We start from the raw sequence: 18,819 nt of genomic DNA on the forward strand, positions 1-18,819 counted from the left end.
CTGCTGACGCTGCCCATCGAGGTCCGACATGGCTGACAAGACCCGAACCAACACCGCCCCCTCCCGCCTGGTGCGCAATCGCCCGCGGCCCATGGCGCTCGAGCAGCGCTTCGTCTTCGACGGGGCGGCAGCGGCCGACGCGGTGGATGCCATCGCCGATGACGGCGGATCCGCCACACACACTTCGATCAACGTAGCGGCAGCGGCCGAAGCGCCATCGATCGTGTTCAATGCGCCGCCGGAAGCGTCATCCGCATTCACCGAAGCCCAAGCAGACGCAAGCCGGATGATCGGCGAGTTTCTGTCCACGGCAGACAACGGAACGCTTTTCAACCTATTCAATGGCGGTCGCAGCTCGCCGGACAGTGACTGGCAGGCTGCGGCGGACGCCTGGCTTAACTCGCTACGAGATGGTACGGCTCAGGTGAAGGTAGAGCTTCGCAGCCATGACGAGTTGCAGGGTGCCCTAGGCGCGTTCGCCGCTAGCGGACCCACCGGCAGTCCTACGGTTTTCGTGAACGCCGATTGGGTCGCGCTTGCCTCAGATAAAGCGATGATTACTCGTGTACTGGTAGAAGAAGCCGGACACGCTATTGACTATGCCATCAACGGACCGCTGGACACAGCAGGCGACGAGGGCGAAGCCTTCGCAGCCGCTGTCTACGGAATCGAGCTGAGTGCTGCCGATGCGCAACGCATCCGCAGCGAGAACGACAGCCGCGAGATAACCCTGGATGGCATCAGCTATGAGGTAGAGGAAGCAGCGGTCACGTTTACGCAGGTGTTCAAGATCACACCGGTGTCGCAAAGTGAAGAAGCAAACAGCTTTATTACCGATCCGCTGGCAGTCAGCGGCACCGGTTTCCGCTTCACGTCCAGCGATCCGTCTGCCCCCTACTTTTCCGGAAACAATGTCTCCGGCGTCCTGAGCTGGACCGATAGCCAGTCGGGTGAAACCAGATCCGTTTTCGGTGTGGTTAGCCGGCTGATCAAGAGCGGTAGCCGTGTCGATGGCCTGTATTTCTATGCGCCCGGCGCGGACGGTGTAATTGGTACAGGCAATGACGACTCAGCCTACGTCCTGCGTGTGAACGAAACGTTCAATTTCACCGGGGCTACCAACTATCGCACCAGTAGCGATCCGGTCGACACGGCGATGAACAAGTTCATTCAGCCGAATCAGGCGCCGAATGTGGTCAATGACAGCGCCACCGTGCTGGAAGACAGCCTGGCACCATTGACCGGCAACCTGTTGACCAATGACAGCGACCCTGATGGCGACCCGCTGCGCGTATCGCAGATCACCTTGAACGGCACGGCCCATGCTATTGCAGCGGGCAGCCAGGTAACCCTGAGCCTGGCCGCTGGCAGCCTGACAGTAGCCAGCAACGGGCAGTACAGCTTTCAGCCAGCGACAAACTACGCAGGTGCCGTGCCGACGGTGGGTTATCTAGTCACTGATGGCAAAGCCAGTGCGGTCGGCAGTCTGATTTTGACCATCGTCCCGGTAAATGACGCACCGGAAGGAACCGACCGCAGCGTGGCGATCAAGGCAGGCGCCAGCTACACCTTTTCCGCGGCGGACTTCGGCTTCCGCGACCCCAACGACAGCCCGGCCCATACGCTGGCAGCCGTACGCATCAGTTCGCTGCCCACAAACGGTACGCTCTACTTCAAGGGCGTTGCCCTGACCGCCGGCCAGATCGCCACGGGCTACGAAGTAGCCGTGGGCGAGCTTACCCAGCTGACGTTCGTCGCCTCCCAGAGCAACGGGACAGCCAGCTTTGGCTTCCAGGTGAGGGACGACGGCAGCACCGCCAACGGCGGCATCGATCTGGACCCAACGCCCAACACCTTTACCTTCAACGTGAGCATCGGTAACCGCGCGCCTGTAGTCACTGGCAGCGTTACCGGCGAAGCAGTGGAAGCGGGCGGGGTGGCCAACGGAACCAGCGGCAGCGCTGCCAGCGGCAGCCTACTCGTCGGCATCAGCGATCCAGACGGCGACAGTTTGACCCTCGCCAGCGTCGGCACCACCGTCGTTTCCGCCAACGGCACCACGCAGATCACAGGCCTCTACGGCACGCTGAGCGTCAGCGCCGACGGCGCCTACAGCTACCAGCCCAATGACAGCGCCGCGGCCGTGCAGGCACTGCGCAACGGGTCCCTGAACGAGACATTTACCTACAGCGTTCGTGATCCCGCGGGGCTGTCGGTAAGCAATACGTTGGTGATCACCATCCAGGGTCGCAACGATGCCCCCGTGGCCGTGGCTGACTTCAACACGGTGAAGGAATCGGCAACCGGTTACGCCGGATCGACCACGGCCACCGGCAATGTGCTGACCAACGACATCGATGTGGATGCGGGCGACAGTAAGACGGTAAGCGGCATTGTCGCTACGGCCAATGCGATTACCAGCTCGTCGGTAACCACGAGCCTGATCAAAATCACCAACGTCAGCGGCTTCGACACGACGAAGGACTACGCGGTTTACCGCGGCACCGACACAACCACTCGAATCGGCACCTATTCCAGAGGATCTGCAATTGTCGACCTCGACGGCGCCGGGGCAGGGACAATCGGCACCATTCAACTTGACGCCAATGTGACGGTGAGTAATGGCGAAAGTCTGACCTTCTACCAGCGCAACGGACAAAGCGCGAACTTCAGCAGCGGATCAATCAGCGCTGCGGCGATCGTCAGCGGGACAAGTAACACAGCGGTGCAACTGACGGATATCAGTGGCAGCGTACTGGTGGGCATGGCGGTCAGCGGCGCAGGTATTCCAGACGGAACCACGGTGACCGCAATCACTGGCAGTACCGCAACACTTAGCAGCGCTGTGTCGCTATCAAGCGCGACACGAATCGATTTCACCCAACCGGTCGGGCTGAACGGCACTACGCTAACCGGGACGCGCGGTAACTTGCTGCTCCGCAGCGACGGCAGCTACACCTACACCCTGACCGATATGGGTCTTTCCTCCGGGGACGTGCGAAGCGATACCTTTACCTACCGCATGCAGGACGCCTCTGGGGCCAGCAGCACAGCGACACTGACCATTCGGATCGAAGGCACCACCGACAACACTGAGCCGGATGCGCAGGACGCGGCCGGCACTGCAGTCGAGCAGGGCTTTGCGGCCAATGGCACTGCCATCGGCAGCAACGCCACCGGCGATGTCTGGAGCGGTACCGGCACAGTTACGCAGGCATGGTCCGAGGCAACGCCGGGCACCACAGGCCTGAGCGTGGCCGGCCGCTACGGCTCGCTGACACTGCAGGCTGATGGCACTTACGTCTACACGCCGGCCAATGCGAACCCGGCAGTGGATGCACTGGCCCTTGGCCAGACCCTGACCGACACCTTCTTCTACCGCGTCAGTAATGGCGCCAAATCTGACGTTGCGCGGCTGACCATTACCCTGCAGGGCGCAAACGACGCACCTGTGGCGGTGGCTGACACTGCGACGGCACGTGAGGCAAGCGGTGCCGCCAACGCCATTGCGGGCTTCGACCCGAGCGGCAACCTGCTGAGCAATGACCGCGATGTGGATGCAGGCGACAGTCTCACACTGACCCGCATCGGCGCAGGGAACGGGGCACCGGCGACCCTCGTGGCCGCTGGCAGTACCTCGGCGAGCAGCGCAACGAGCGTGACAGGCAGCTACGGCACTCTGCTGCTGGGGGCAGACGGCAGCTATCGCTACGCGGTCGACAATACCAACCCTACCGTTGATGCCCTGCTTGGCGGCCAGTCGCTGAGCGAAGTATTTACCTACGAAGTTACCGACAGTCACGGCAAGTCAAGCACGGCCAGCCTTACCATCAGCATCCAGGGCGCCGACGACAGCAACGCTCCGATCAACAGCATGCCAGGCTCGCTTAGCGTCAACGAGTTCGACCGTCTTGCCATACCGCTTGCGGTAGCCGACATCGATGGTGATCTGGCCAGCGCTCGTATCACCGTTACCAGCGGTCGCCTCAGCATCGATGCACTTCACGCGGTGCGGATCAGCAGCGGCAGCAACGGAAGTGATCAGCTGGTTCTTAGCGGTACGCAGCAACAGATCAATGACGCCCTGGCCACCCTGAGCTATCAGCCAGGCGACAACTATGTAGCCCGCGATACCCTGGTGCTGACGAGCATCGACGCGCTGGGCAACCGCGACACCGATACGCTGATCCTGGACATCGTGGCCGACGATCGCGACCTCACAGTAAACAGCCCCACCGTCAACGAGGCATCGCCCTACGTACATTTCAACGTGACCGGCGAAGCCGGGCAGCGCGTAACACTGGCGCTTGCAGCTGGCACCGCCAGCGCCGGACTGGACTACGTGCCGGTGCTCGAATACCTCGAGGGCAGTACCTGGGTCACCTATCTGAGCGGCACCGTCACCCTGCCTGCAGGGGGCGTGCTGCAGGTTCGCGTAGCGATTCTTGGTGACACCCTGAACGAGGGCAGCGAGACGTTCGAGCTGCGCGCTTGTAATTCGGCCAACGAAGTCTTTACCGGTACCGCCACGATCGTCGATGACGGCAGCGGCGTGCTGTTCGATCCCGCGGGCCAGCCTGACACCACCAGCACGCTGGACGACGATAGGCCGCTCTCCGTCAGCAGCGTGGAAGTCAACGAAGGTTCGCCTTACGCAATCTTCCAGGTTGGCGGCGCTACGGGGCAGCGCGTCGCTCTATCGCTGGTCAATGGCAGCGCGGTGGATGCGGATCATGGCACCACCTTGCAGTATCTGGACGGCAACCAGTGGCGAAACTACACCGGCCCGATCAGCCTTTCCGCCCCAACTCTGCTCGTGCGCGTTGCGATCGTGGCCGACGGTGTATACGAGGGCCGCGAAACCTTCGGACTGGTGGCGCAAAACAATGGAGGCGGCAGCGCAGTCGGTACAGCCGGCATCCACGATGACGGCACCGGCGTGATGTTTGATGGAGAAAACAAGACAGGCAACCCGGATACCGCACCGCTCACCGATGACCGCACCCTCAGCGTATCCAGCCCGACTGTGAACGAGGCTTCCGACTGGGCCGTGTTCACCGTCAGCGGCGACGCCGGCTTGTCCGTTTCGCTCTCGGTCGTGCAGCAAAGCGGTACGGGGCGCGCCGATCTGGGGACGCTTCCAGCGATTCAGGTGTGGAACGGCCAGGAATGGACCGATTACACCGCTGCTTCATTGCCCGCCCTGGACGGCCAGGGTCAACTGCTTGTTCGCGTTGACATCAGGGCTGAGCAGGACACCGCCTATGAAGTCGCAGAAACCTTTGAGCTGCTCGCTAATCTTGCCCCGCCTAATGGGCGAGCTGGCGTGACTGGCACGGCGACGATCGTCGACAACGGGAACGGCGTGATCTACCTGCCGGGTGCCCCTGGCGCCAACGGCCTGCCTGCAACTTCAACGCTGGGCCTGGACAACGACAACCCCGGCAACCAGCCCTCCGTGCTGCGGCCCGACAGCCAGACCATCGATGAGGACAGCATCGCAAGGGGCAATGTGCTCGAGAACGACAGCGACCCCGACGACATTCTTAGGGTGGCCGGCTTCAGCATTGGCGGAACCTCCTACATACCGGGGAGCACCGCAACCCTGTCCGACATTGGCAGTCTGGTACTCAACGCCGACGGCAGCTACGTATTCACCCCCGTAGCCGACTGGAATGGCAGCCTGCCGACAGTGACCTACAGCACTCAAACCGGCGCCAGCAGCACACTCGATATCACCGTACGCCCGCAACCGGACGCCGCGGTAATCGGCGGTGTCGATATTGGCTCAGTAACCGAAGACCTCAATATTACAGCGGGCAACCTGACCACCGGCGGCAGCCTGACCGTCACCGACCCGGATGCCGGTGAAGCCAGCTTCCAGCCCACCGTCAGCGCACCGGCCGGAACACTGGGCACTCTGACCATTTCCACCACCGGCACCTGGACCTACAGCGTAACGAACAGCGCGGTGCAGTACCTGAAGTCCGGTGAAACCAAGGTCGAGACCTTTACCGTCAGAACTGTAGACGGCACCCAGCACACCGTCACCGTGACCATCCATGGCGTAAGCGACACTGCCGTCGTCGGCGGCTACGCAGTGGGTTCGGTGACCGAAGATCTCAACGTCACAGCGGGCAACCTGACCACCGGCGGCAGCCTGACCGTCACCGACCCGGATGCCGGTGAAGCCAGCTTCCAGCCCACCGTCAGCGCACCGGCCGGAACACTGGGCACTCTGACCATCTCCACCACCGGCACCTGGACCTACAGCGTGCCGAACAGCGCGGTGCAGTACCTGAAGTCCGGTGCAACCAAGGTCGAGACCTTTACCGTCAGCACCGTGGACGGCACCCAGCAGACCGTCACCGTGACCATCCACGGCGTGAACGATCCAGCGCAGTTCGCGCCGAGCGGCCAGCAGGGCTATGTTCAGGAGGACACCTTGCTCACCTCGGAGGGGCAGCTCAGCGTGACGGATGCCGATCAAGGCGAGGCTGTGATCGTGGCGCAGCCAGCCACCCGCGGACAATTTGGCGAGTTCAGCATCGACAGCACCGGGCACTGGCGCTATACGCTGGACAATACCAATCCGGCCGTGCAGGCACTGGGCACGGCCGATCGCCGCACCGAAACCTTCACCGTGACCTCTGGCGATGGCAGCAGCACGACGGTAGTAATCACGGTTCAGGGGTTGGACGAGCCTGTAGTGTCGCAGCCGCAACCGCAGCCCGTGCCTCCGGTTGTCGTCGCGCCGCCGCAGCCGGCCGCACCGCTGCCCGTTCCGCCTCCTGCGGCACCGGAGCCAGTGGCTCCGCCTGCGCCGCCGGCTCCGTTCGATACCACGGTAGCACCTGCCAATACGCTGGCCGCGCCTGCCGCTGTCGCGGCACCTCTGATTGCAGCTGTGCAGAGTCGCGACCTGGACCTGGCGCTGCACAGCCGAGCCACATTCGCGGACATCTATACCCAGCGCGCCGGCTTCCAGATCGTTGTGATCGAAGCGCCCCAGCCGCGCCTGAGCCTGTATCACGGTGTAGCGGACCAGTATGCAGACGCAGGCACGCAGACCAGTTTCTCGGTGCCATACGATGCCTTTGCGCACACCGATCCGAACGAGCGCATCCTGCTAAGCGCCACGCAAGCCGACGGCCAACCACTGCCGAGCTGGGTGCGCTTCGACCCGCAGAGCGGCAAGTTCGAACTGGCCGCCCCGTCCGGCTATCGCGGCGAGCTGACCATCAAGGTCGTGGCGCGTGACAGCCAAGGCCGGGAAGCCAGCTCGCTGTTCCGCTTCAACGTGGGTGATCGCAAGGCGAGCGATGCCAGCGGCCGAGCCACGTTGTCCGACCAGCTCCGCCAGGCGGCGGGCCAGCGCCCGGTCCAGGCGTTGGAGCGGGCGCTTTCCAGCAGCCGTGCCGAACCTGCCCAGACCGTTCGCGGCCCAGGCGAGTCTCGGCCGGATCACAAGGCAAGTTGAAGGTGGAACGGTCCCCCCTTGCAGGCCTGCTTGAATTAGGCCGTCAGGCTCGGCAAGCCGAAACGCCGGCCGAGCTGCAGTTCCTGCTGGTCAACGATAGCCATGCGCTGTTGCCTTACCGACAGGCAGCGCTCTGGCTCACCGGCAGCGTGCGAGCGCTATCGGGCATCGTTCAGGTCGAAGCCAACGTGCCCTATGTGCTGTGGCTCCAGGCGCTCTGCGGGCGGCTGACGCAGACACCGGAGCCGCGGGTGGTTACGCGCGACGTCTTGCCCGAGGCACTTGCGCAGGACTGGAGTGAGTGGCTGCCAGACCAGGCGCTGTGGGTCCCGCTTGGCGACGATAGCGGCGTGCTGTTTGCCCGCGATCTGCCCTGGCGGGACAGCGAGGTCGCGTTGCTCGTCGAATGGGCCGGAATCTGGCATCACGCCTGGCTTGCACAGCAGGCACCACGGCGGCGCTGGGGCATTCGGCCGCGTAAGATGCAGGGCGGCAAGACTTCGCGTCGCCGCTGGTACTGGGCGCTGGCCGTGTGCCTGCTCGTACTGGTTCCGGTGCGGCTGACGGTATTGGCTCCCGGTGAACTGGTACCGGCTAGCCCTGCGCTCATCCGCGCACCGCTCGAAGGCGTGATCGATACCTTCCATGTGCAACCCAACGAAATCGTTCGCCAAGACCAACCGTTGTTCGGCTTTGACGAAGCGCTGATTCAGAACCGCCTCGAGGTAGCGCGCCAGGCGTTGGTCACCGCTGAAGCCGAGTACCGACAGACAGCCCAACAGGCTCTTGCCGATCCGCGCGCCAAGGCACAATTGGCCGTGCTCACCGGGCGCATCGAGGAGAAGCGCACCGAACTGGCCTTCGGCACCGACCAGCTGAGCCGCGCCCGAGTGCTCGCACCGCGTGACGGCATTGCCCTGTTCGACGACCCGTCCGAATGGATTGGACGGCCGGTCTCGATCGGCGAACGTATCATGCGCATCGCCACGCCGCAGGATGTAGAGGTCGAAGCCTGGGTGCCGTTGGCCGATGCGATCCCAATGGCCGATGGCAGTCGCGTTGCCCTGCACCTCAACGCCAGCCCGTTGGCACCCGCCAGTGCAACGCTGCGCTACTTCGCCCACGATGCCGTGGAGCGGCCGGACGGCAGCTACGCCTATCGGGTGCGAGCGCGCCTGGACGCGCCGACCGAGCATCGCGTAGGTCTCAAAGGCACCGCGCGTTTCAGCGGCGGCTGGGTGCCACTCGGTTACTGGGCGCTGCGCCGGCCACTGGCCAGTCTGCGCGCGATGATCGGCTGGTGAACGTGACCTGGCCACTGCTACGCGAGGAGCTCTCCCTGCTGCCCGGCCCTAAGCTGGCTGACGGCCAGCCGAGCTGGACATTGCACGACCCGGCTCGCAACCGCTTTTTCAGCATCGACTGGTCGACATTCGAGGTACTGCGCCGCTGGTCGATCGCTGACGCAGAGGCCATTGCCGAGAGTGTGAGTCAGGATTCGACTCTGAAACTCGGGGTGGACGATATCGAACAGGTATCGCGTTTTCTTGGCGAGAACCAGCTGCTGCAGGCGCGCCCCGGCAATGCTCGCCAACAGGCCGAGCGCCTGAACAAAGCTCACGGTAGCCGCTTCAAATGGTTGCTGCACCATTACTTGTTCTTCCGCGTGCCCCTGGTTCGTCCAGATGCCTGGCTCGGCCGTTGGCAGGGTCTGGCTGCTCGCTTCAGCAGCCGCAGCTTTGCCCTGTTGACGCTTGCAGCGCTGCTGCTTGGGCTGACTCAGGTCGCCCGACACTGGGAACACTTCGCCGCGTCGCTGGTGGATACCTTCACCTGGAGCGGCCTGGCTGCCTATGGCGTAGCACTGATTGTGGTCAAGCTGCTGCATGAATTGGGACACGCCTTCACCGCCAAGCGCTATGGATGCCGGGTACCGACCATGGGTGTGGCCTTTCTTGTGCTCTGGCCGATGGCGTATACGGATACCAACGAGACCTGGCGCCTTACCAGTCGCTGGCAGCGTCTGCGCATCGCGGCGGCGGGCATCGTCACCGAACTGGCTGTGGCAGCCTGGGCCACACTGGCCTGGGGGCTTTTGCCAGATGGCGAGCTACGCTCTGCCGCTTTCGTGCTGGCGACGACCAGTTGGATCGCCACGCTGGCGATCAACGCCAGCCCCTTCATGCGCTTCGATGGCTACTTCATCCTCTCGGACTGGCTGGACATGCCGAACCTGCACGAGCGCAGCTTCGCCCTGGCCCGCTGGAAATTGCGTGAGTGGCTGTTCGATCTGGGCGAGGAACGCCCTGAGCGCTTCGCTGCCGGCAAGGAGCGCGCGCTGATCGTCTTTGCCTGGGTCACCTGGGCTTACCGACTGGTGGTGTTCCTCGGCATCGCCGTGCTGGTCTATCACTTTGCCGTCAAGGCCATCGGCATCCTGCTGTTCGTGGTCGAGATCGCCTGGTTCATCCTGATGCCAATCCGCCAAGAGTTACGTGCATGGCAGCAACGCTGGCCGGCGATTCGCCGCCGCCAGCGCAGCCTGCTGACCCTCCTCCTGCTAACTGCGCTGCTTGCCTTGGCGCTTGTACCTTGGCCTGGGCGGATCAGCACCAGCGGCATGCTGAGCCCTGTCGCAGTATGGCCGGTGCATGCGCCAGGCCCCGCTCAGCTGGCGGAGATGCCCCACGCCGAAGGCAGCCTCGTCGCTGCTGGCGAGCCAATCGCCCGCCTGGTCTCACCGACCCTGCTTGCGCGACGTGAAACAGCTGCAGCGCAACTCGAGCGGCTGCGCTGGTTGGCGGCTTCTGCCAGCTTCGGTAGTGATTCACGAAATCGCCTGCAGAGCGCTCAGGAGGAACTGGCGACCGCCGAAGCCGAGTTTGCAGGTCTGAACCGCGAGCTGACTCGCTACGAGCCGCGCGCACCGTTCACCGGCCGCCTCTACGATCTCGACCCGGATTTGCATTCCGGCCAATGGTTGGCCGACAAAGAACGTCTGGCCTTGCTGGTTGGCGACGAGGGCTATCGGGTTGAAACCTATCTCGGCGAGGAAGCGGTCAAACGCATCCAGCCGGGGAGCCCGGCGCGCTTCGTCACCGATGGGGGCAATGGAACCGTACTGCGGTTGAAGGTCAGCCATGTCGATATCGACGCAACCCGCGTGCTCGATGACGGTCGTCTGGCCGCACAGACCGGCGGCCATGTGCTGGTTCGTGAGCGACGCGGGCAATTGATTCCCGAGCAAGGGCTCTATCGGGTGACACTGGCGGTGGACTCACCTGTCGGTGCGCTGGCCGGCCAATCCTGGCGGGGCACACTGGTGGTTCATGGAGAGAGGGAATCGCTGGCTGGGCGCTACCTGCGCAACGCCCTTAGCGTGCTCCTGCGCGAAGCAGGTTTCTGATTACCACTGGCCCTACTCACCGCCGACTGCGAAGTTCGGCAGGCTGTTGACCGGCTGGGAGAAGTCGAACGGGATCGACTCGATGGCCAGACCCACATTGCGCTGCACCACGAAGTGCAGGTGCGGGCCGGTGCTGTTGCCGGTGTTGCCGGAGCGTGCGATACGCGTACCGGTCTCGATCCGCTGGCCTTCGCGCACGGCCACCGAGCCTTTCATCAGGTGCAGATAGACGCCCATGGTGCCGTCGTCATGCATGATGCGCACGAAGTTGCCGGCCGGGTTGTTGCCGCGGCCGCTCTGCTCGTTCTCGATCTTCACCACCATACCGCCGCGCGCTGCGACGATGGGCGTGCCTTCGGGCATGGCGATATCCACGGCGTAACGGCCCTTTGGCGTGAAGTGGCTGTACTGGCCGTTGGCGCCCTGGGTCAGGCGAAACGGACCGCCCTGCCAGGGCAGCGGGTATTTGTAAGGCTTGGGAATCAGCCGCGGATCGCCCAGCGCATGGCGCAGCTTGGGCGTGTACTTGAGCGGCTTGCTGGCATCACGCGGCGCCAGGGTCGCCAGGCGGATCTGGCTGCGCGGCGGTAATACCCAGCGGATCGGCTTGGTCGGCGCGCCAATGGCGTTCTCGACGTTCTCCAGCTTCAGCTCGATATCCACTGGGGCGAACAGGTCGTTGCGCACCAGCAGCGTCTCGCCCGCGTCATGCTTGCGGGTTTCCAGTTTCACCTGGGTGTCTAGCTTTTCCACCATGCGATCACGGAAGACGAACACCTGCGCGCCAGCCGCAGCCTGATCGCTGTAGGTCACGACACCATTGGCGTCAGTGTATTTGTAGATGGTCAGGGCCAGCGCCGGCGTGGCCAGCAGCGGCAGCCCGAGCAACAAGAGAATGCGCCCCAGCATAACGGCAGTTTCTAGTGGTTATAGTGTTGGAGCGGGAAGACTAGCAGTGGCGAGCGGCCTGTGCGAGCCACCGACCGTCGGCGTGTGATGCTCGTCAGTTTGTAGAGGATGGCAGGCGCCGAACGGTCGCCTGCCGGGTTGTTCAGGCGCCCGGAACGAAGTGCCGCTGCGCCGTGCCACGGGCGATCAGGCGCGAAAGGTAATCCATCTTCTGCGGATCGCGATCGACGAAGCGGAACGACAGCTGCAGCCATTCGCTGTCGGGCTTGGGTTCGAACGCTGCGACGGCGTGCAGGTAGCCGTTGAGACGGGCAACCTCGCCACCTTCGCCCTGCTCGAGGTCGAGAACGGCGCTTTCCAGTACCTGCGGCAGCTGCTCGCCGCGCTTGACCACCAGCAAAGCCTCCTTGAGGCTCAACGCCTTGATCACGCAGGCCACACTGCCGTTGGCCAGGCGCAGCTGGCCTTGCCCACGACCTGAAGCGGCGCCGGCCGGGGCACTGGCAGGCGCTGCGCTGGGCTGGATCAGTGGCGAGGCCTTGGCTTCGGTGGCAGGCGCGGCAGGCGCCGCGGGACGCACCACCTCAGCCTTGCCACCGGTCAGTGCGGCCAGCGAATCATTGGCCATGCCGGTCGCCATGCTTCTGATCGGAGCGCTGGCTGCCAGCGCATCCAGCTTGCCGGCACGCCCGAGCGCCTTGCGAACCTTGCTGGTTAGCTGCTCGTTGGAAAACGGCTTGCCGACGAAATCCGACACTCCGGCCTGAATGGCCTGTACTACGTTTTCCTTGTCGCCACGGCTGGTGACCATGATGAATGGCGTAGTCTTCAGCGCATCCTGAGTGCGACACCAGGTCAGCAGCTCCAGCCCCGACATCTCCGGCATTTCCCAATCGCAGAGAATCAGATCGAAGCGCTCGCGGCTGAGCATCTGCTGGGCCTTTCGCCCGTTGACCGCATCCTCGATGCGAATGCCAGGGAAGTGACTACGGAGCGCCTTCTTTACCAGATCCCGGATAAAGGGCGCGTCATCCACTACCAGCACACTGACCTTGCTCATCCTTAACTCCTGCTCGAATGCCGGCAAGCATAGCCGCAGGATCGGATCGACAAAAGCACGAGCGACCATAGCCAGCAAAGTTGTTGCGCCCGATCAAGGCAGCGCACCGGCCTTGGCAGGACATGGCGCTGCCGTCGCGGCATACTTGCGGCTTTCGCCAGCTCCGCGAGGTCACCCATGTTTCAGCAAGATCGGGTTCAGCACATTCTGGTCGCCCACGACCTCAGCCCGGACGCCGACCTCGCGCTGCAGCGTGCCGCAGGCCTGGCGCGCCAGGCCGGAGCCCGCATCAGCCTGCTGCATGTGCTCGACGACCGTGATTCGTCGAGCGATGAGCAAGCCGCACGGACGCTGCTGCAGCAGCGACTGCAGCAGAACGAGCTGAGCCAGATCGAGCCGTGGATCCGCCGCGGCCAGCCGGTGGAGGAGATCCTCACACAGGCCGAGGGCCTGGTGGCCGACCTGCTGGTGATGGGCCGCCACCACAAGGGCTCGAACCAGGGATTCGCCGGCACCACGCTGGAGCGCATCATGCTCGAAAGCCCGGCACCGTTGCTGCTGGTGATCACCCCGGCGGACGCTCCGTATCAACGCGCCATGGCCGCGCTGGACTTCTCCCGTTGCGCCAGCCGGGCCATGCAATGCGCCTGGGAGCTGCTCGGCGATGGCGCCGAACTGCACGCGCTGCACGTGCATGAAATGGCCGAGGTGCATGGCCCCGACCCCGAAGGCCTGGCGCTGCAGCAGGAACTGTTCGATCAGCTGGTCGAGGACATTCAGCAGCAGTTGCCGGACAACGGGGCACTGCTGAGCTACAGCCTTTACCAGGGCGAGCGCAACAACTGCATGGACGCTGCCTTGCGCGACCTGCACCCGCAACTGCTGGCACTGGGCAGCCACAGCCGGGGCGAGATGAGCAGCGCGCTGCTCGGCAGTCTGGCCCGACAATTTCTCGACAACCCGCCCTGTGACCTTCTGATCGCCCGCTAAGCCCCTTCTCTCAAGGCCTGCGCGCCGGGCCCCAGGAACACGTCAGACGTCATTGCGCGACCGCCAGGTTGCGCCCGGGCAAACCCCTGCTACGTTTAGAGCCAGAACAACAATAAGAAGAAGACGCCCATGTGCCTCGCTTCGACTCGTTTCTGGTTCAGCCTTTCAACGTCCAACCACCTGTCTTTCCGCGACCTGACGCGAGTGCCGCGCGCCCACCCGTCGCGGTACGGCGCGGCCCGCCATACCACCGCTGCCGCTATGCATTCGGCGCCGCTGGGTTCAGCACAAGCGCCAACCTGCCCGGTTTTTCCCTAACCCCGGCCATATGGATCGCCATGCATGGCGCGCGTCCGTATGCCGAGCAAACGTGAAGGAGACACGCATGAAGCTTTCAGCAATCGCAGCGGCAACCCTTACGGCCGCGGTCGCCGTACCCGCCTCGGCCGAGATTTCCGACGGCAAGGTGAAGATCGGCATCCTCAATGACCAGTCCGGCGTGTATGCCGATTTCGGCGGCAAGTGGTCGTTCGAAGCGGCGAAGATGGCGGCCGAAGACTTCGGCGGCAAGGTGCTCGACGCGCCCATCGAGATCGTCACCGCCGATCACCAGAACAAGCCGGACATCGCCTCCAACATCGCGCGGCAGTGGTACGACCGCGAGCAGGTCGACTCGATCATGGAGCTGACCACCTCCTCGGTGGCGCTGGCGGTACAGGGTATTTCCAAGAGCAAGAAGAAGATCAACCTGGTCACCGGCGCTGCCACCACCGAGCTGACCGGCAAGCAGTGCTCGCCCTACGGCTTCCACTGGGCCTACGACACCCACGCGCTGGCGGTCGGCACCGGCGGTGCGCTGGTGTCCCAGGGCGGCGACAGCTGGTATTTCCTCACCGCCGACTACGCCTTCGGCTATTCGCTGGAGGAACAGACCTCCAAGTTCGTCAAATCCAAGGGTGGCGAGGTCAAGGGCGCGGTGCGCCATCCGCTGGCGAGCACCGATTACTCCTCGTTCCTCCTGCAGGCGCAATCCTCCGGGGCCAAGGTCATCGGCCTCGCCAATGCAGGCCTGGACACCGCCAACAGCATCAAGCAGGCGGCCGAGTTCGGTATTGTCGCCGGCGGTCAGCGCCTCGCCGCGCTGCTCTTCACCCTCGCCGAAGTGCACGGGCTGGGCCTGGACGCCGCCCAGGGCCTGACCCTGACCGAGAGCTTCTACTGGGACCGCGACGACAAGTCCCGCGAGTTCGGCGAGCGCTTCTTCAAGCGCACCGGGCGTATGCCGAACATGGTCCACGCCGGCACCTATTCCGGCGTCATGCAGTACCTCAAGGCGATCGAGAAGGCGGGCACCGACGCCACCGAGCCGGTCGCCAAGGCCATGCACGAGATGCCGGTGGACGACGTTTTCGCACGCAACGCCAAGGTCGGCGCCAACGGCCGGCTGATCAGTGACGTCTACTTGATGGAAGTGAAGAAGCCCGAGGAAAGCAAACGCGCCTGGGACTACTACAAGGTGCTGGCCACCGTGCCGGGTGATGAGGCCTACATCAAGCCGGCCGACAGCGGCTGCGAGCTGGTCGGGCAATGAGCGTGGCCGCCGTTCAGCCCAGCGCGGCTGGCGACGCCGGACGGGATACTCCCGTGATGCTCTCGGCGCGCGGCCTGCGCAAGGAGTTCGGCGGCTTCGTCGCGGTCAACAACGTCGATCTGGACGTGCACCATGCCCGGGTACACGCCCTGATCGGCCCCAACGGCGCGGGCAAGACCACGGTGTTCAACCTGCTGACCAAGTTCCTGCAGCCCACCGCCGGAACCATCCGCCTGCTCGACCATGACATCACCCGCACGGACCCTGCCAAGGTGGCGCGCATGGGCCTGGTGCGCTCGTTCCAGATTTCCGCGGTATTCCCGCACCTCTCGGTGCTGGACAACGTGCGCGTCGCCCTGCAGCGCCCGGGTGGGCTGGCCACCCAGTTCTGGCTGCCGATGCGTTCGCTGAACCGGCTGAACGAACGTGCCCTGCAGCTGATCGAGTCGGTCGGCCTGGCCGACAAGCGCCACGAACTGGCCGCCGATCTGTCCTACGGGCGCAAGCGCGTGCTGGAGATCGCCACCACCCTGGCGCTGGAGCCCAAGGTGCTGTTGCTCGACGAACCCATGGCCGGCATGGGCCACGAGGACGTGCACGTGGTGGCCGAGATCATCCGCGAGGTGGCCACCCAGCGTGCGGTGCTGATGGTCGAGCACAACCTCAAGGTGGTGGCCGACCTCTGCCATCAGGTGACCGTGCTGCAGCGTGGCGAAATCCTCACCTCCGGCGACTACCGCACAGTCAGCCAGGACGAGCGCGTGCGCGAGGCCTATATGGGGACCGACGATGACTGAACCGCTGCTCAGCGTGCGCGAGCTGAATGCCTGGTATGGCGAAAGCCATGCCCTGCACGGCATCGACCTGGACGTCCATGCGGGCGAGACGGTGACCCTGCTCGGGCGCAACGGGGTGGGCAAGACCACTGCGCTGCGCGCCATCGTCGGCATCATCCGCAAGCGCAGCGGAACGATCCGCTTCGACGGCAAGGACATGCTGCGCGTGCCACTGCACCGCACCGCCCGCCACGGCATCGGCTACGTGCCGGAGGAGCGCGGCATCTTTTCCACGCTTACCGTCGAGGAGAACCTCACTCTGCCGCCGGTGATCGCCAAGGGCGGCATGACCCTGACTGAGATCTACCAGTTGTTTCCCAACCTCGAGGAACGCCGCAAGAGCCCGGGCACCAAGCTTTCTGGTGGCGAGCAGCAGATGCTGGCCATGGCGCGCATCCTGCGCACGGGCGCCAAGCTGCTGCTGCTCGACGAGCCCACCGAAGGCCTGGCGCCGGTGATCATCCAGCGCATCGGCGAGGTGCTGCAGACGCTCAAGCAGCGCGGCATGACCATCCTGCTGGTGGAACAGAACTTCCGCTTCGCCAGCAAGGTGGCCGACCGCTTCTACGTGGTGGACCATGGCCAGGTCATCGACACCTTCGACGTTGCCGATCTGCCTGGCCGCATGAGCATGCTCAACGAAGCCCTGGGGGTCTGATGACGACGATTTTCGATGTGCCGATCCAGGCGTTTCTCGGCCAGCTGCTGATCGGCCTGATCAATGGCTCGTTCTACGCCATGCTCAGCCTGGGCCTGGCGATCATCTTCGGCATGCTGAAGATCATCAACTTCGCCCACGGTGCGCAGTACATGATCGGCGCCTTCGCCGGCTACCTGCTGCTGGCGACCCTGGGCATCGGCTACTGGCCGGCGCTGATCCTTGCGCCGATCATCGTCGGCCTGTGCAGCGCGGTGATCGAACGCCTGGCGCTGTCGCGGCTGTACAACCTCGACCACCTCTACAGCCTGCTCTTCACCTTCGGCCTGGCGCTCGCCCTGGAGGGCGCCTTCCGCTACTTCTACGGCTCCTCCGGGCAACCCTATGCGGTGCCCAAGGAACTGGCCGGCGGCTACAACCTGGGCTTCATGTTCCTGCCCAAGTACCGCGCCTGGGTGGTGCTGGCCTCGCTGGTGATCTGCATCGCCAGCTGGCTGCTGATCGAGAAGACCAAGCTCGGCGCCTACCTGCGTGCCGCCACCGAGAACCCGACGCTGGTGCGCACCTTCGGCATCAACGTGCCGCTGCTGCTGACCTTCACCTACGGCATGGGTGCAGCGCTGGCCGGGCTGGCCGGCATGCTTGCCGCGCCGATCTACCAGGTCAGCCCGCTGATGGGCTCGAACCTGATCATCGTGGTGTTCGCCGTAGTGGTGGTCGGCGGCATGGGCTCGATTCTCGGCGCAATCATCACCGGCTACATGCTCGGCATTCTCGAGGGCCTGACCAAGGTGTTCTATCCGGAGGCTTCCAACATCGTGATCTTCGTGATCATGGCGATCGTGCTGCTGGTGCGTCCCGCCGGCCTGATGGGGAGGGACGCCTGATGAACAGCCAGCTGAGCGTCACCCCGACCACCAAACGCCCGCTGCTGCGCCTGGAAACCGTGCTGATCCTGATCGGCGTGGTCGCCCTGGCGCTGGCGCCTTTCTACTTCTATCCGATCTTCCTGATGAAGGTGCTGTGCTTCGCCCTCTTCGCCTGCGCCTTCAACCTGCTGCTCGGCTACACCGGCATCCTCTCCTTCGGCCATGCGGCCTTTTTCGGCGGCGCGGCGTATTTCACCGCCCATGCGGTGAAGGAATGGGGGCTGACGCCGGAACTGGGGATTCTCGTCGGCGTCGCAGGTGCGGCGTTTCTCGGGCTGATCATCGGCTTCCTGGCGATCCGCCGGCAGGGCATCTACTCGACGATGATCACCCTGGCGCTGTCGCAGATGTTCTTTTTCTTCTGCCTGCAGGCTTCGTTCACCCACGGGGAGGACGGCATCCAGAATATCCCCCGCGGCCACCTGTTCGGCCTGATCGACCTGGAAGAGCCGCTGTACATGTACTTCTTCGTGCTCTCGGTATTCCTCGCCGGCATGCTGCTGATCTGGCGGGTGATCCATTCGCCGTACGGCATGATCCTGCGCTCGATCCGCGAGAACGAGAACCGTGCGATCTCCCTCGGCTACACGGTGTCGCGCTACAAGCTGGGCGCCTTCGTGATGTCCGCCGCGCTGGCAGGGCTCGCTGGCGGCTTGAAGGCGCTGGTGTTCCAGTTCGCCACGCTGACCGACGTCAGCTGGCAGATGTCCGGCGAAGTGGTGCTGATGACACTGCTCGGCGGCATCGGCACCCTGGTCGGGCCAGTCTTCGGCGCGGCGCTGGTGACCACGCTGGGCAACTACTTCGCCACCTCGGAGCTGCCGGTGACCCTGGTCACCGGGATCATCTTCATGGTCTGCGTGCTGGTGTTCCGCCGCGGGATGATCGGCGAACTCTATGCCTCGCGGCTGGGCAAGAAGCTGGAGCGGCGCACTGAAGACTAAGTCGCCGGGCGCAGCG

General features: G+C 64.2%; 11 protein-coding genes. 9 read left to right on the forward strand and 2 right to left on the reverse strand.

Annotation, left to right across the window (positions count from 1 at the left end):
- Window positions 1-28: 28 nt before the first annotated feature.
- The 3 genes from EA798_RS09730 to EA798_RS09740 are packed head-to-tail and all read left to right on the forward strand — an operon-like array spanning window position 29 to window position 10,886.
- Window positions 29-7,480 (forward strand): VCBS domain-containing protein, encoded by a 7,452-nt coding sequence (locus EA798_RS09730; protein WP_122098812.1) that lies wholly within the window; start codon window positions 29-31, stop codon window positions 7,478-7,480.
- Window positions 7,481-7,482: 2 nt separating this feature from the next.
- On the forward strand, window positions 7,483-8,784 hold the full coding sequence (locus EA798_RS09735) for an efflux RND transporter periplasmic adaptor subunit (RefSeq protein ID WP_122098813.1): 1,302 nt from the start codon (window positions 7,483-7,485) through the stop codon (window positions 8,782-8,784).
- Complete coding sequence (locus EA798_RS09740; protein WP_244221265.1) at window positions 8,781-10,886, forward strand: site-2 protease family protein; 2,106 nt, start codon at window positions 8,781-8,783, stop codon at window positions 10,884-10,886. Before EA798_RS09735 ends, EA798_RS09740 begins: the two co-directional genes overlap by 4 nt.
- Before the next feature lie 12 nt (window positions 10,887-10,898).
- Here the strand turns inward: EA798_RS09740 and EA798_RS09745 are convergent, their stop codons facing one another.
- On the reverse strand, window positions 10,899-11,795 hold the full coding sequence (locus EA798_RS09745) for a peptidoglycan DD-metalloendopeptidase family protein (RefSeq protein WP_122098814.1): 897 nt from the start codon (window positions 11,793-11,795) through the stop codon (window positions 10,899-10,901).
- A gap of 142 nt (window positions 11,796-11,937) precedes the next feature.
- The gene (locus tag EA798_RS09750) at window positions 11,938-12,855 is read right to left on the reverse strand and encodes a response regulator (RefSeq protein WP_122098815.1); all 918 of its coding nucleotides are present in this window, start codon (window positions 12,853-12,855) and stop codon (window positions 11,938-11,940) included.
- Between the two features lie 177 nt (window positions 12,856-13,032).
- On the opposite strand from EA798_RS09750, the gene EA798_RS09755 reads away from it, so the two are divergent.
- The 6 genes from EA798_RS09755 (at window position 13,033) to EA798_RS09780 (ending at window position 18,803) form a co-directional block, all read left to right on the forward strand.
- Window positions 13,033-13,845 carry a universal stress protein gene (locus EA798_RS09755; RefSeq protein WP_122098816.1) on the forward strand — a complete coding sequence of 271 codons (813 nt, stop codon included), beginning with the start codon at window positions 13,033-13,035 and terminating at the stop codon, window positions 13,843-13,845.
- 385 nt (window positions 13,846-14,230) lie between these two features.
- The gene (locus EA798_RS09760; RefSeq protein WP_122098817.1) at window positions 14,231-15,436 is read left to right on the forward strand and encodes an ABC transporter substrate-binding protein; all 1,206 of its coding nucleotides are present in this window, start codon (window positions 14,231-14,233) and stop codon (window positions 15,434-15,436) included.
- Window positions 15,433-16,233, forward strand: a complete 801-nt coding sequence (locus tag EA798_RS09765; RefSeq protein WP_122098818.1) for an ABC transporter ATP-binding protein — start codon at window positions 15,433-15,435, stop codon at window positions 16,231-16,233. The genes EA798_RS09760 and EA798_RS09765 overlap by 4 nt, the downstream gene beginning before the upstream one ends.
- A complete protein-coding gene (locus tag EA798_RS09770; RefSeq protein ID WP_122098819.1) occupies window positions 16,226-16,930 on the forward strand; it encodes an ABC transporter ATP-binding protein in 705 nt (234 codons plus the stop codon). The genes EA798_RS09765 and EA798_RS09770 overlap by 8 nt, the downstream gene beginning before the upstream one ends.
- Entirely contained in the window at window positions 16,930-17,817 is an 888-nt protein-coding gene (locus tag EA798_RS09775; RefSeq protein ID WP_013981555.1) for a branched-chain amino acid ABC transporter permease, read from the forward strand. Before EA798_RS09770 ends, EA798_RS09775 begins: the two co-directional genes overlap by 1 nt.
- On the forward strand, window positions 17,817-18,803 hold the full coding sequence (locus EA798_RS09780; RefSeq protein WP_122098820.1) for a branched-chain amino acid ABC transporter permease: 987 nt from the start codon (window positions 17,817-17,819) through the stop codon (window positions 18,801-18,803). The genes EA798_RS09775 and EA798_RS09780 overlap by 1 nt, the downstream gene beginning before the upstream one ends.
- Window positions 18,804-18,819 lie beyond the last annotated feature (16 nt).

The organism is Pseudomonas songnenensis, from assembly GCF_003696315.1.
GTDB classification, from domain to species: Bacteria; Pseudomonadota; Gammaproteobacteria; order Pseudomonadales; family Pseudomonadaceae; genus Stutzerimonas; species Stutzerimonas songnenensis.

Excerpts from the sequence above, each read along its gene's own strand:
- EA798_RS09780 (WP_122098820.1), top strand. The coding sequence starts at position 17,817 with ATGAACAGCCAGCTGAGCGTCACCCCGACCACCAAACGCCCGCTGCTG.
- EA798_RS09750 (WP_122098815.1), bottom strand. The coding sequence starts at position 12,855 with ATGAGCAAGGTCAGTGTGCTGGTAGTGGATGACGCGCCCTTTATCCGG.
- EA798_RS09755 (WP_122098816.1), top strand. The coding sequence starts at position 13,033 with ATGTTTCAGCAAGATCGGGTTCAGCACATTCTGGTCGCCCACGACCTC.
- EA798_RS09775 (WP_013981555.1), top strand. The coding sequence starts at position 16,930 with ATGACGACGATTTTCGATGTGCCGATCCAGGCGTTTCTCGGCCAGCTG.
- EA798_RS09745 (WP_122098814.1), bottom strand. The coding sequence starts at position 11,795 with ATGCTGGGGCGCATTCTCTTGTTGCTCGGGCTGCCGCTGCTGGCCACG.
- EA798_RS09760 (WP_122098817.1), top strand. The coding sequence starts at position 14,231 with ATGAAGCTTTCAGCAATCGCAGCGGCAACCCTTACGGCCGCGGTCGCC.
- EA798_RS09765 (WP_122098818.1), top strand. The coding sequence starts at position 15,433 with ATGAGCGTGGCCGCCGTTCAGCCCAGCGCGGCTGGCGACGCCGGACGG.
- EA798_RS09730 (WP_122098812.1), top strand. The coding sequence starts at position 29 with ATGGCTGACAAGACCCGAACCAACACCGCCCCCTCCCGCCTGGTGCGC.
- EA798_RS09770 (WP_122098819.1), top strand. The coding sequence starts at position 16,226 with ATGACTGAACCGCTGCTCAGCGTGCGCGAGCTGAATGCCTGGTATGGC.